12 protein-coding genes are annotated in these 13,568 nt (G+C 70.1%); 3 read left to right on the top strand and 9 right to left on the bottom strand.

Going from position 1 to position 13,568, the window contains the following annotated elements; translation table 11 throughout:
- Nucleotide 1 precedes the first annotated feature (1 nt).
- Complete coding sequence (locus ACZ7JA_RS07355; protein ID WP_250402736.1) at nt 2-223, top strand: FmdB family zinc ribbon protein; 222 nt, start codon at nt 2-4, stop codon at nt 221-223.
- Here ACZ7JA_RS07355 and ACZ7JA_RS07350 read toward each other — a convergent pair whose 3' ends face one another.
- Genes ACZ7JA_RS07350 through ACZ7JA_RS07340 form a run of 3 tightly spaced genes read right to left on the bottom strand, consistent with a single transcriptional unit; the run spans nt 224 to nt 4,699 of the window.
- Complete coding sequence (locus ACZ7JA_RS07350; RefSeq protein ID WP_389446870.1) at nt 224-1,054, bottom strand: HAD family hydrolase; 831 nt, start codon at nt 1,052-1,054, stop codon at nt 224-226.
- Nucleotides 1,054-3,510, bottom strand: a complete 2,457-nt coding sequence (locus ACZ7JA_RS07345; protein WP_351659863.1) for a phosphoribosyltransferase — start codon at nt 3,508-3,510, stop codon at nt 1,054-1,056. Before ACZ7JA_RS07345 ends, ACZ7JA_RS07350 begins: the two co-directional genes overlap by 1 nt.
- Nucleotides 3,511-3,532: 22 nt before the next feature.
- The gene (locus ACZ7JA_RS07340; protein WP_351659860.1) at nt 3,533-4,699 is read right to left on the bottom strand and encodes an HpcH/HpaI aldolase/citrate lyase family protein; all 1,167 of its coding nucleotides are present in this window, start codon (nt 4,697-4,699) and stop codon (nt 3,533-3,535) included.
- 176 nt (nt 4,700-4,875) lie between these two features.
- On the opposite strand from ACZ7JA_RS07340, the gene ACZ7JA_RS07335 reads away from it, so the two are divergent.
- Nucleotides 4,876-5,685: a TerD family protein gene (locus ACZ7JA_RS07335; protein ID WP_351659857.1), complete on the top strand. Its 810-nt coding sequence runs from the start codon at nt 4,876-4,878 to the stop codon at nt 5,683-5,685.
- Nucleotides 5,686-5,688: 3 nt separating this feature from the next.
- Here the strand turns inward: ACZ7JA_RS07335 and ACZ7JA_RS07330 are convergent, their stop codons facing one another.
- The 6 genes from ACZ7JA_RS07330 to ACZ7JA_RS07305 all read right to left on the bottom strand — a co-directional run bounded on the left by ACZ7JA_RS07330 (nt 5,689) and on the right by ACZ7JA_RS07305 (nt 10,390).
- Nucleotides 5,689-6,426, bottom strand: coding sequence for a TerD family protein (locus tag ACZ7JA_RS07330; protein ID WP_351659854.1), 738 nt, complete (start codon nt 6,424-6,426; stop codon nt 5,689-5,691).
- Nucleotides 6,427-6,605: 179 nt separating this feature from the next.
- Entirely contained in the window at nt 6,606-7,745 is a 1,140-nt protein-coding gene (locus ACZ7JA_RS07325; RefSeq protein ID WP_351659851.1) for a DUF475 domain-containing protein, read from the bottom strand.
- Nucleotides 7,746-8,000: 255 nt separating this feature from the next.
- Entirely contained in the window at nt 8,001-8,579 is a 579-nt protein-coding gene (locus ACZ7JA_RS07320; protein ID WP_351659848.1) for a TerD family protein, read from the bottom strand.
- Nucleotides 8,580-8,677: 98 nt separating this feature from the next.
- Nucleotides 8,678-9,253 (bottom strand): calcium homeostasis/redox stress adaptation protein, encoded by a 576-nt coding sequence (locus ACZ7JA_RS07315; protein ID WP_351659845.1) that lies wholly within the window; start codon nt 9,251-9,253, stop codon nt 8,678-8,680.
- Between the two features lie 114 nt (nt 9,254-9,367).
- The gene (locus ACZ7JA_RS07310) at nt 9,368-9,826 is read right to left on the bottom strand and encodes a peroxiredoxin (protein WP_351659842.1); all 459 of its coding nucleotides are present in this window, start codon (nt 9,824-9,826) and stop codon (nt 9,368-9,370) included.
- Nucleotides 9,827-9,952: 126 nt separating this feature from the next.
- Nucleotides 9,953-10,390 carry a DUF3052 domain-containing protein gene (locus ACZ7JA_RS07305; RefSeq protein ID WP_351659839.1) on the bottom strand — a complete coding sequence of 146 codons (438 nt, stop codon included), beginning with the start codon at nt 10,388-10,390 and terminating at the stop codon, nt 9,953-9,955.
- Between the two features lie 407 nt (nt 10,391-10,797).
- Between ACZ7JA_RS07305 and aceE the strand changes: the two genes are divergently transcribed.
- Nucleotides 10,798-13,545 (top strand): pyruvate dehydrogenase (acetyl-transferring), homodimeric type, encoded by a 2,748-nt coding sequence (gene aceE / locus ACZ7JA_RS07300; RefSeq protein ID WP_351659836.1) that lies wholly within the window; start codon nt 10,798-10,800, stop codon nt 13,543-13,545.
- Nucleotides 13,546-13,568: the final 23 nt, after the last annotated feature.

The raw sequence follows: 13,568 nt of genomic DNA, 5'->3' as shown, positions 1-13,568 counted from the left end.
CATGCCTCGCTATGAATACCGTTGCCGTACCTGCGGTGACACCTTCGAACTGAGCCGTCCGATGGCGGAGTCCGCCGCTCCCGCAGCCTGCCCGGCGGGCCATGACGACACGGTGAAGCTGCTGTCGACGGTGGCCGTCGGCGGCACGGCCGGCGCCCCGGCCGCGGCGCCGGGCGCGGGCGGCGGGGGCGGCGGCTGCTGCGGCGGGGGCTGCTGCGGCTGATCAGGCCGGCGGGCCGGCGGGTGTCTCGCCGCGGGCGGCCCGCAGGAACTCCCGGGTGATCCGTTCGCCGGCGAGCACGCCCCGCTCCGGCAGTGCGGTGATGGCGGGTGCCGTCCACTTGCCGTCGGCGAGTTCGCCGTGTCCGGGCCGCCAGCCCCGGTCGGCGGCGAGGAGCAGGTCGGCGTCGAGGAGGGAGTCCCCGGCCGCGAGGGTCAGCTCGGCTCCGGTGCGCCGGGCGACTTCGTGCACGGCCGCGCTCTTGGTGAGCGGCTTGGGGACGGCGTAGATCTTGCGGCCCTGGAGGGAGACGGTCCAGCCGCGGTTCTCCGCCCAGGCCGCCAGTTCCTTCATCCACTCGTCGGGCAGGAGTTCGCGCTCGATGACGAGGTAGGCGAAGAGGTCCTCGGCGACCCGGTGCTTGCGTACCCAGACGGGGTCGGCGGTGCGCATCAGGTGCTCGCGGATCTCGTCCAGGGGGGCGCACTCGTCGGCGAGGCGTGCCAGTACGCGCGCGTGCCAGTCGTGGTCGGTGGCTCCGTCGACCAGCAGGTGTCCGCCGTTGGCGCAGATCGCGTAGGCCGGCTGGGGGCCGGGGAGGTTGATGCGCTGGTACTGCTTGCGGGTCCGGGTCGTGGTGGGCACGAAGACGGCCGCGTCGCCGAGGTCGGTGAGGAGCTGGGCCGCCGTCTCGGTCATGTAGGACAGGGGTCTGCTCTCGTGGACCTCGACGCAGAGCAGGCGGGGGGCGCGTGCGTCGGGCATGGTCAGGGCCAGGGCCGCCGCCGAGTAGATGAGGGTGCGGTCGAGGTCGCTCGCGACGAGTACGGGCATCAGACGTTCACCGCCCGGCCGTCGGCGCCGGTGGCGCCGCGGGTGTACTGGGGGTGGATGAGTCCGACGCAGGTGTAGGGCAGTTCGCCGACCTCCTCGACGGGTACGCCGCGCTGTTCGGCGAGCAGGCGTACGTGGTCCAGGTCGGGGCCGGCGCCGGCCTTGGCGAGGATCTTCCAGGGCACGCGGCGCAGCAGTACCCGGGTGGTCTCGCCGACGCCGGGTTTGACGAGGTTGACGTCGTGGATGCCGTACTCCTCGCTGATCCGCTCGACGGCCCGCCAGCCGGCCCAGGTGGGGGTGCGGTCCTCGGTCATGAGTTCCTTGACGGCGCTGTCGACGGTGTCGGCGACTTCCTGGAAGCGGTCGCGGACGGCGTCGAGGAAGGCCGTGGAGACGTCGGCGCCGGCGAGTTCGCGGTAGAACTTCGCGCCGTGGAAGTCGTGCGGGCCGACCAGGTCGGCGCGCAGGACGGTGCGGGAGATCAGGCCGGAGACGGTGGAGTTGAGGCAGGCGGAGGGGATGAGGAAGTCCTCGCGGGTGCCGTAGGTGCGTACGCAGGAGCCGGGGTCGGCGAGGACGGCGATCTCGGGGTCGAAGCCGGTGATGCCGTCCTGCTCCTCGAACGCTTCCACGGCTTGGGCGAGTTCGCGGGTGATGGCGCCCTTCCCGGTCCAGCCGTCGACGAAGACGACGTCCCGGGGGTCGTGGTGGGCGGCCAGCCAGCGCAGCGCGTTGGCGTCGATGCCGCGGCCGCGGACGATGGAGACGGCGTAGTGCGGGAGGTCGAGACCGTGCCGGAACTGGGCCCAGCGGCGCATCAGGATGCCGACGGGGGTGCCGGCGCGGGCGAGCGAGACCAGTACGGGCCGGGGTGAGCGCTCTTGGAGGACGGTCTCGGTGACGACGCCGACGGCGTGCGCGATCCGGGCGGCGGAGGTGTCCAGGGCGGCGTGGAAGAGCCGCTGGTACTGCTCGCTGGGCTGGTACTCCACGGGGAGCGATTCGGCGTAGTGGGCGCCGCCGCTCTGGATGGCCTCCTCCCGCTCCTCGGTCGGCGCTTCGAGGGTGACGTCCGAGAGGTCCCGCAGCAGCCAGCCGACCTCGTCGGGCGGGTACGAGGAGAAGGCGGGGCCGCGGAGGGGCTCGGGCAGCATGGCCGGCCTTTCGGGGGTGGTGGCGGGGGTGGGCACGTGGGAGGGGACGACGGCGAGCAGGACGTGCGGGGTGTGGGCGGCGAGGCGGGCCGTCAGGCCGTCGGGGGCGCGCAGTGCGGGGGTGTCGGCGGCCGAGTCGACCACGGCGACGACGGCGTCGAAGCCGGCGCCTGCGACGTTGTAGGCGTACCGCTCGCCGGGGCCGTCGGCGGGGTCGTCGTGGGCGGGGAAGACCAGGCGGGTGCGGATCGCGTAGCCGGGGTCGTCGACGGCGAGGACGGGTGAGCGGGTGGTGGTGGAGAAGCGCACCCGGGTGTCCGGGGCGATCTGCTCGAGTTCGCGGGCGATGCGCAGCGGGGCGTACATCAGTTCCTCGAAGCCGAGTACGAGGATGTCGCGGGCGTCGGCGGGCAGGGCTTCGGCGATTCTGGCGGCCATGGCGGGCAGGGCGGTTTCCAGGCGGGCGCGGTGCGCGGGGGTGAAGCCGTGGCGGCCGCCGTCGGGCAGGCCGCGGGGCCAGCGCAGGTCTACGCGGGTGATGCGGCCGCGGGGTGGTGCGGGCGTCTCGCCGGGCCGGGCGGCCTCGTGCCGTGCGACCAGTTCGCGGCCCTTGTCGAGGACGTCCTCGGGCAGCCGTACGGTGCCGGAGGCGGCGGCGACGAGGTCGACGCGGGCGCCGATGCCGTCGGCGAAGCGCTGCAGGCGTGCGGTGTCCTCGGGCGAGCGCATGTCGACGAGGGCGACCACCACGTACCGGTCGCGCGGGTGGCGGGCGTGCAGGTCGCGGATGGTGTTGAGGACGGTGTTGCCGGTGGAGAACTCGTCGTCGACGAGGACCAGCGGGCCGTCGCCGGCGAGCAGGGCGGGGTCCTCGGGGAGCAGCAGGTGGGAGGTGGCGTGGGAGTGGGACTCCTCGAAGCCGCCGGCGGGGGTGATGCCGGGCACGGGGCGGCGGGTGGAGTGCAGGTACGGGGCGAGGCCCAGGCCGTCGGCGACCGCGTGGCCGAGGCCGGTGGCGGTCTCCGCGTAGCCGAGGACGACGGCGGTGGCGGCCGCCGTGTCGCCGAGCAGTGCGCGGACCCGGCGGCCCAGCCGGAAGCCGTGGCCGTAGACCACGGACGGCGACTGGGGCACGTGTTTGCCGAGCACGTTGGAGACCAGCAGGTGGGCCCGCTTGGGGTTGCGGCGCAGCGCGAGTCCGAGCAGGTCCGGCAGCCCGTCGTCGCCCTCCAGTCCGACTCCGAGTCGCTCGGCGACCCAGCGGCCGGACCAGACCCCGTCGTTCACTGCGTTGTTCATGCGTTCCTTGGGTTGGGAGGGGTCAGCCGGGTATTCCGGCGGTGAGCAGTTCGACGAAGCCGACGTCCTCGCCGGCGACGCCGAACACCTCGGCGCGCAGCAGGGTGCGTTCGGCCCAGGCGCGGTGCGGTTTCACTTCGTTCATCTTGTTCGTGTAGGCGGACCTGAGTACACCCCCGCCGCCGCGTTCCGGCCGGAGGATGTCGGCCGCGTCGCTGAACTCCTCGTGGCTGACCACGGACAGCGCGTGCACGGGCAGGACGTGGGAGGGGTGGATGCAGGTCTTGCCGAGCAGGCCGTTGGCCTGGTCGAGGGAGATCTCCCGGAGCAGTCCGTCCATCGCGTGCTCGATGAGCTTCTCGCGCAGCTCGACGGCCTGCACCTCGAGGAAGGGGCTCTGCCGCAGTTGTGGCTTGAACATGCGCTCGGGGACGCGGAAGTACTCCCAGACGGGGCCGGTGACGGTGAAGCCGCTGCCATCGGCGCGGCCCAGCATGTTGACCACGTCGGCGATCACCGAGGCGACGACCTGGACGTCGTAGGCGGTCATGTCGGGTGCGCGGCGCAGGCCGTAGGAGGAGCAGAAGTCGGTGACGCCGAGGCGCAGGGCGAGGACCCGGTCGCGGTGCTTGCCGACCGCGCGGGCGATGCCCTCCAGGGTGTCCACGCGGCTCTCGCGGTAGAGCAGCTCGGGCGATTCGAGGACGGGCATGGCGAAGAGCCGGCGGCCGCTCTCGGCCTCGGCGAGGGCGAGGGCCTCGAGGAAGGGGTTGCCGCGTTCCTCGGTGAACTTGGGCAGGACGAAGCCGGACAGCAGCCGTACGGAGGGGCCGAGGCGCCGTACGAGGTCGGGGATCTGCTCGGGGACACGCACCCGGATGAACAGCAGGGGCGGTTCGGTCTCCGTGCGGGAGTCGAGGTCGGCGAACTGCCGGACGAGGTTCTCCTCGCCCGCGGCGACGTCCGCGTCGTCGATGGAGTCCTCCAGGCACAGCACCATCGAGACCACGCCGTTGCCGGCCTGTTTGACGATGTCGTCGGCCAGCTGCGGCCGGGTGGCCGGGCTGTACAGCGTGGCGCCCAGGGCCGCGGAGAGCAGCCGGGCCGGGGAGTCGGCGGTGAACTCGCACGGCTCCTGATGGAACAGACGCCTCCGCACCTCGGGGGCGATGTGCCCGAAATGACGCATACGGCTCCTTCGGTGCCCGGGTCGGACCTTTGGATTGGGTAAAGGGTGGCCGGTAATAGTACGTAGGGAACGATGTCGGAGGTTCCCTGCGGGCGTGAACTTCCGGTAACCGGCCCGCGTCGGCGCCGGTACACCCCGCATTGTCGTGGCCACGGCCCAGAAGGCAGGATGACCGCATGACGCACGCGATGCTGAAAGGGTCCAACGTCCCGCTCGAGGCCACCATGGTGCGCGCCGTGCTGCGCTGGACGCCCGGGCAGGGGGTTCCGGACGTGGACGCCTCGGCGCTGCTGCTGGGCCAGGACGGCCGTGTGCGCTCCGACGAGGACTTCGTCTTCTACAACCAGCCCCGGCATCCCTCGGGGAAGGTCTGGCGGCTGGGCAAGAAGCGGGTCCCGGAAGGCCTGACCGACACCATCCAGTCGGACCTCTCCGGTGTGGAGCCCGGTGTGGGCCGTGTCCTGCTGGTCGCGTCGGCGGACGGCGTCTCCTTCGACCAGGTGCCGGCCCTGTGCATCCTGCTGTACGACGCCGCCGTGGCCGATGGCGAGCCGCTGGCCCGTTTCGAGATCAAGCCGGAGACGGGGGCGGAGACCGCGCTGATCTGCGGTGAGCTGTACCGGCGCGGCGACGGCTGGAAGTTCCGCGCGCTGGGCGAGGGCTACTCGAACGGGCTGCGGGGCCTGGCCACGGACTTCGGGATCTCGGTGGACGAGTCGGAGGTGGAGGAGCCGCGGCAGGCCCCGCCGGAGACGACGTCCCAGCCCCTTCCGCCGGAGCAGCCGACGACCGCGGTGCCGTCCCAGCCGGGGTACGGCTATCCGCAGACGGCGTCGCCCCGGCAGCCGGCGTACGGCTATCCGCAGCCGACCTCGGGGCTGCCCGCCTACGGCTATCCGCAGTCCCCGCCGCAGCCGGTCCCGGCGGCTCCGCTGGACCCGGACTTCCGGCTGCCGCCCCAGGGGCCGCAGTTCATAGGCCGGTAGGGGCTACTGCTCCACCTTCGACTTGTAGCCCCGCCCCCAGGTCAGTCCCCATCCGTAGAGCCGGTCCAGTTCGCCCTGGAAGCCGTAGACGAACTTGACCTCGCGCCGGACGAGCAGTTCCCCCTTCACGTTCTCGATCATCACGACGGCGCAGGACCGGGCCTGGGGGTGGCGTTCGTCCAGGCCTATCTCGATGCGGGGCCCGTTGCTGGGGTAGAGCGTGACGATGGCGTGCGTGCGGTCGAAGGCGGGTGTGCGGTCGTAGATGTACACGAACACCAGCAGCCGCTTGATGGCGTCCCGGTGGTCCAGGTTGACGTACATGGTCTCGCCGGACGCCGAGCCGAACCGGTCGTCGCCGCTGAGCTTGATGTACGGGGGCGCGTTGACGTCGCCCAGGTAGCCGCCGAGGGGCTGGACGACCCCCTTGGTGCCGTCGGTGAGTTCGTACAGGCAGCCCAGGTCGAGGTCGACGTTGACCATGCTCTGGCCGTGGCCGAGCACCTCCGGTGGTTTCAGTGCCCGGAAGGGGTGCCGGAAGAGGCTGGTGCGCTGGTTGACGTCGAAGTCGGAGGTCCGCATCCGCCAGGTCAGGTTGACGCGCAGGTGGCCGGTGGCCGCGTCCTGCCGGGTGAGGGACACCTGCTGGTGCCGCCGGGTCAGTTCGATCGCGTTGCTCGCGGCGCTGCCCGAGTCGAACTCGGCGGCGCGTCCGCCGCGCAGCCCGTCGAAGAATCCCATTCCCGCCCCCAGGTGACTCGTCTCGAACGCCGTCAGGGGCGGCCGACCACGTCGGCCGCCCCTGATCAGAGCGTTCCTCACGGCGCGGGGCGTCACACCCCGTGACGTCCCCGATCTTGCCCTTAGGGGCTTCGCACGGTCCGTTCCGGACGAAGCCCCCTGGGGGCCCGCCAGGACCGTCAGACCCCGGAGGACACCTCCGTCTTCTGGCCGGAGTCCTCGCCCGCGGCCGCGAGGGCGCGGTTGCGGCGGACGGAGGACCAGAAGGACCAGGCGATCAGGACGACGCCGACGAGTCCGGTGATGACCTCGTTGATCTCGTACCGGATGGTGACCATGAGGATCACGGCCAGGGCGCCGATGGCGTAGTGGGCGCCGTGCTCCAGGTAGACGTAGTCGTCGAGGGTGCCCTGGCGGACCAGGTACACGGTCAGGGACCGGACGTACATCGCGCCGATGCCGAGGCCGAGCGCCATCAGGACGATGTCGTTGGTGATGGCGAAGGCGCCGATGACACCGTCGAAGGAGAAGGACGCGTCCAGGACCTCGAGGTAGAGGAACATGAAGAACGCGGCCTGGCCGGCCAGGACGACCGCCGAGCGCTTCTTGCCCGTGCGCTCGGCCTCTTCCTCCTCCTCGTGCTCGCGCTCCTCCTGCTCCTCGAGGCGGTCCTCGAAGAAGCCGGAGAGACCGCCGACGACCATGTAGGTGATCAGGCCGGCGATGCCGGCGATGAGGACCGTCTGCGCCTTGTCGACGTGGGCGCCGCCGTGCTGGTGGGCCTGGGTGGCGAAGGTGAAGGCGGTGATGAGCAGGACGATCAGGGCGATGCAGACCGACAGCATGTCGACCTTGCCGAGCTTGGCGAGCGGCCGCTCGATCCAGCGCAGCCACTGGATGTCCCGGTCCTCGAAGATGAAGTCGAGGAAGATCATCAGCAGGAACATGCCACCGAACGCGGCGATCGCCGGGTGGGCGTCGGTGACGAGCTGCTGGTAGCGGTCCTTGTTGTTGAGCGCGAGGTCGACGGCCTCGATCGGGCCCATGTGGGCGGTGACCGCGACGATCACGACGGGGAAGACCAGCCGCATGCCGAAGACGGCGATGAGGACGCCGACGGTGAGGAAGATCTTCTGCCAGAAGGCGTTCATCTTCTTCAGGATTCCGGCGTTGACCACCGCGTTGTCGAACGACAGCGAGATCTCGAGGATGGCGAGGATCGCCACGATCCCGAAGGCGGTCCACCCGCCGTAGAACGCGGCCGCGACCAGGCCGAGCGCGGTGATCGCGAACGACCAGCCGAAGGTTTTCAGAAGCACTGGCTACCCCATCGTGTTGTGCGGGCACCTCCCAGACGATGTCTGAGGGGAGAGGTTCCCCCGCGCCGTACTCGGCTTTGCTAAATGTTGACCACGAGTCTAGAGGGGCACTGCGCCGAAAGGGTCGGCGAGGGGACCTCCGTCACATCGCCGCAGGTCCCCGCCTCGCACTGTCAGCACAGCTTGACGCCCTCGCGGAGCACGGGGGCGGCGGGGGTGGTCACGAAGCCCCGTCCAAGGGCCTCGTGTCCGGGCTCAGGAGACGTTGACCCCGAAATCGAGGGCGATGCCCCGCAGTCCGGACGCGTACCCCTGTCCCACGGCCCGGAACTTCCACTCGCTCTGGTAGCGGTACAGCTCGCCGAAGATCATGGCGGTCTCGGTGGAGGCGTCCTCGCTCAGGTCGTAGCGGGCCAGTTCCTGGCCGTCGGCCTGGTTGACCACGCGGATGAACGCGTTGGAGACCTGGCCGAAGGTCTGGCCGCGCTCGTCGGCGGCATGGATCGAGACCGGGAAGATGATCTTCTCGCACTGGAGCGGGACCTTGGCCAGGTCCACCAGGATCGACTCGTCGTCACCCTCGCCCTCACCGGTGAGGTTGTCGCCGGTGTGCTCGACCGAGCCGTCGGGGCTCGTGAGCTGGTTGTAGAACACGAACCACTCGTCGCCCAGCACCCGGTTGGCCCCGCCGCACAGCAGGGCGCTGGCGTCCAGGTCGAAGGGGGCGCCGGTGGTGGAGCGCGCGTCCCAGCCGAGCCCGATCATGACGTTGGTGAGGTTCGGTGCGGCCTTGGAGAGGGAGACGTTGCCTCCCTTGGCGAGCGTGACGCCCATGATGCTGGTCCTCCCCTAGTGGTGCTTCTTTGGTTGTCCTGCGCGTCCGGCGCCGCCCGTAAACGGTGCGGCGCCGGACGGTGGTGCTGTGTTGCGTGTCAGACGTTGACGCCGAAGTCCTGGGCGATGCCGCGCAGGCCGGAGGCGTACCCCTGGCCGATGGCGCGGAACTTCCACTCCGCGCCGTGGCGGTAGAGCTCGCCGAAGACCATGGCGGTCTCGGTGGACGCGTCCTCGCTCAGGTCGTAGCGGGCGATCTCCTGCTCGCCCGCCTGGTTCACCACGCGGATGAACGCGTTGCGGACCTGGCCGAAGGACTGCTGGCGGTTCTCGGCGTCGTAGATCGACACCGGGAAGACGATCTTCTCGATGTCGGCCGGCACGCCGGCCAGGTTGATCTTGATCTGCTCGTCGTCGCCCTCGCCCTCACCGGTGATGTTGTCACCGGTGTGCTCGACGGAGCCGTCCGGGCTCTTCAGGTTGTTGAAGAAGATGAAGTGCTGGTCGCTCGCGACCTTGCCGGAGTTGTTCAGCAGCAGCGCGCTGGCGTCGAGGTCGAAGTCGGTGCCGGTCGTGGTGCGCACGTCCCACCCGAGACCGACGATGACGGCGGTCAGGCCCGGGGCCTCCTTCGTCAGCGATACGTTGCCGCCCTTGCTGAGGCTGACTCCCACGGGTCCTCCATGTGGTGTTCTGGGGCCGGAAGCCCCGTCGTGCTTCGGATATGGGATCAACGTGCCGATCCTAGTGACGGGTTCCCGCTCTCCGCAGACCCTGGACCCGGAGGATCACAGGGTGTCGAGCGCCTTCACGTAGTCGTTCAGGTCCCGGGCGTCCGGCAGTCCGTTGACCACGGTCCACCGCACGACGCCCTCCTTGTCGATGACGAAGGTGCCCCGGACGGCGCAGCCCTTGTCCTCGTCGAAGACGCCGTAGGCGCGCGAGACGTTGCCGTGCGGCCAGAAATCGCTCAGCAGCGGGTACTCCAGGCCCTCCTGCTCGGCGAAGACGCGCAGGGTGTGGATGGAGTCGTTGGAGACGGCGAGGAGCTGGGTGTCGCGGTCCGCGAACTTCGGCAGGTTGTCGCGCAGCTCGCACAGCTCGCCGGTGCACACGCCGGTGAAGGCGAAGGGGTAGAAGAGCAGCACCACGTTCTTCTCGCCGCGGAAGTCGGCGAGGTTCACGGTGCGGCCGTGGTTGTCCTTGAGCTCGAAATCGGGCGCCTTGTCGCCGACCTGGATCGCCATCATCGTGCATCCCTTCGGTGGGCCGTTCGGGTCAGAGCGCGGCAAGCGCTCGATTCCACCCTACGCAGCGATCACCGGGAGGCCCGCGGCGGCCGGACCGGACCCTTCGGCCCGGCCCGGCGGCGGTCACTTCTTCGACTTGGCGGCCTTCGGCGTGGCCAGGCGGCTGCCGCTCCAGTCCTTGCCCACGCTGACGCTCTTGGACGCGGTCAGGCCGGCGGTCGTCGCGGCCTCCGAGATGTCGCTCGGCTCCACGTACCCGCTGCGGCCGGTCTTCGGCGTCAGCAGCAGGATGGCACCGCCCTCCTCGATGTACGTCGTGGCATCGACGAGCGCGTCGGTGAGGTCACCGTCCTCGTCGCGGTACCACAGCACGACGGCGTCGGCCACGTCGTCATAGTCCTCGTCCATCAGGTCGCCCTCGACGGCTTCCTCAATGGCCTCGCGGAGCTCCTGATCGACGTCGTCGTCGTAGCCGATCTCCTGGACCACCTGCCCGGGCTGGAACCCCAGCCTGGCGGCAGGGTTCGTCCGCTCCTCCGCGTGGTCCGCGGTCGCGCTCACGGTTTGCCTCCTGATCATGTCTTGTTGAATATCTCAGCCACGCGCGTGCGCGAAGCATTGGCCGTAGTCCACACGGGCGGGACGGATCGCGCAAGTACCCGGCCGTCCGGACCGCCGAAACGGTGACGATCCCGGCCGTGTCGGCGCAACTCCTGGCACCGTATCCCGATTCGCCGCAACCCACATCACACGCTTGTGCCCGCTTTGTTCCATTCGGAATCATCCAGTCAAACGACTCTCGAACAAGTTTGGCAAGCCTGTCACACCCCGGGCGTATCGTTGCGTTTTGACCGGCCCCGTGTGCCGGTTACCCCACGGTAGAGGTGACGTGCGTCTTGCCGAGGTACACGATGGGGAACGGTGTAGGCACGAGTGAAGAAGTGGCCCTCCGACAGGTAAGGAACAGCGTGGCTTCCGGATCCGATCGCAATCCGATCATCATTGGCGGCCTTCCGAGTCAGGTTCCTGACTTCGATCCCGAAGAGACCCAGGAGTGGCTCGACTCCCTCGACGCCGCGGTCGACGAGCGCGGCCGGGAGCGGGCCCGGTACCTCATGCTCCGCCTGATCGAGCGGGCCCGCGAGCGGCGCGTGGCCGTGCCCGAGATGCGCAGCACGGACTACGTCAACACGATCCCCACCCGGGCGGAGCCGTTCTTCCCCGGCAACGAGGAGATCGAGCGCAGGATCCTCAACGCGACCCGCTGGAACGCGGCCGTGATGGTCTCGCGCGCCCAGCGCCCCGGCATCGGCGTCGGCGGCCACATCGCCACCTTCGCCTCCTCCGCCTCGCTGTACGACGTGGGCTTCAACCACTTCTTCCGCGGCAAGGACGAGGGGGACGGCGGCGACCAGGTCTTCTTCCAGGGCCACGCCTCCCCCGGCATCTACGCGCGCGCTTACCTGCTCGACCGCCTCACCGAGCGCCAGCTGGACGGCTTCCGGCAGGAGAAGTCGAAGTACCCCGACGGCCTGTCCAGCTACCCGCACCCGCGCTCCATGCCGGACTTCTGGGAGTTCCCGACGGTCTCCATGGGCCTCGGCCCGCTCGGCGCGATCTACCAGGCGCGGATGAACCGGTACATGGAGGCGCGCGGCATCGCCGACACCTCCAAGTCGCACGTGTGGGCGTTCCTCGGCGACGGCGAGATGGACGAGCCGGAGTCGCTCGGCCAGCTCAGCATCGCCGCGCGCGAGGGCCTGGACAACCTGACCTTCGTGGTCAACTGCAACCTGCAGCGCCTGGACGGCCCGGTGCGCGGCAACGGGAAGATCATCCAGGAGCTGGAGTCGGTCTTCCGGGGCGCCGGCTGGAACGTGATCAAGCTGATCTGGGACCGCTCCTGGGACCCGCTGCTCGCGCAGGACCGGGACGGCGTGCTGGTCAACAGGATGAACACCACGCCGGACGGCCAGTTCCAGACGTACGCGACCGAGACCGGCGCGTACATCCGCGACCACTTCTTCGGTGACGACCACCGGCTGCGCGCGATGGTCGAGAACATGACCGACCACCAGATCCTGATGCTCGGCCGCGGCGGTCACGACCACCGGAAGATCTACGCGGCGTTCAAGGCGGCCGTGGAGCACAAGGGCCAGCCGACGGTCATCCTGGCCAAGACGGTCAAGGGGTGGACGCTGGGCCCGAACTTCGAGGGCCGCAACGCCACGCACCAGATGAAGAAGCTGACGGTCGACGACCTCAAGCGCTTCCGCGACCGGCTGCACCTGCCGATCTCCGACAAGGAGCTGGAGTCCGGCGCGCCGCCGTACTACCACCCGGGGCGCGACTCCGAGGAGATCCAGTACATGCACGACCGGCGCCAGCAGTGCGGCGGGTACGTGCCGACCCGGGTCGTCCGCTCGGAGCCGCTGGCGCTGCCGGACGACAAGGCGTACGCGACCGTGAAGAAGGGCACCGGTCAGCAGTCCATCGCCACGACCATGGCGTTCGTGCGGCTGCTGAAGGACCTCATGCGGGACAAGGAGATCGGCAAGCGGTTCGTGCTGATCGCGCCGGACGAGTACCGCACGTTCGGCATGGACTCGTTCTTCCCCAGCGCGAAGATCTACAACCCGCTCGGCCAGCAGTACGAGTCGGTGGACCGCGAGCTGCTGCTCGCCTACAAGGAGTCGCCGACCGGCCAGATGCTGCACGACGGCATCTCCGAGGCGGGCTGCACGGCCTCGCTGATCGCGGCCGGCTCCGCCTACGCCACGCACGGCGAGCCGCTGATCCCGGTGTACGTCTTCTACTCGATGTTCGGCTTCCAGCGCACCGGCGACCAGTTCTGGCAGATGGCCGACCAGCTCGCGCGCGGTTTCGTGCTGGGCGCGACCGCGGGGCGTACGACCCTGACCGGTGAGGGCCTGCAGCACGCGGACGGCCACTCGCAGCTCCTCGCCTCCACCAACCCGGCGTGCGTGGCCTACGACCCGGCGTACGCCTACGAGATCGCCCACATCGTGCAGGACGGCCTGCGCCGGATGTACGGCGGCGACGCCGAGCACCCGCACGGCGAGGACGTCTTCTACTACCTCACCGTCTACAACGAGCCCATCCGGCACCCGGCCGAGCCGGCGAACGTGGACGTCGAGGGCATCGTCAAGGGCGTGTACAAGCTCAGCGAGGGCCCCGGCGGATCGATCCCGGCGCAGATCATGGCGTCCGGTGTCGCGGTGCCGTGGGCGCTGGAGGCCCAGCGGCTCCTCGCCGACGAGTGGAACGTCAAGGCGGACGTCTGGTCGGCGACCTCGTGGAACGAGCTGCGGCGCGAGGCCGTGGCCTGCGAGGAGCACAACCTGCTGCACCCGGAGGAGGAGCAGCGGGTGCCGTACGTGACGCGGAAGCTCAGCGGCGCCGAGGGGCCGTTCGTGGCCGTGTCCGACTGGATGCGGTCGGTGCCGGACCAGATCGCGCGCTGGGTGCCGGGGACGTACCAGTCCCTCGGCGCGGACGGCTTCGGCTTCGCCGACACCCGGGGCGCGGCCCGGCGGTACTTCCACATCGACGCGCAGTCGATCGTGGTCGGGGTACTGACCGAGCTGGCCCGGGAGGGCAAGGTCGACCGGTCCGTGCTGAAGCAGGCCATCGACCGGTACCAGCTGCTGGACGTGTCGGCGGCGGACCCGGGGGCCGCGGGCGGCGACGCGTAGCACCGCGCGGCCCGCTACAGGGC

The organism is Streptomyces sp. NPDC038135 (assembly GCF_055601245.1).
The sequence above is the reverse complement of the archived record's forward strand: the minus strand, read 5'-3'. Positions and strand labels throughout refer to the sequence as shown.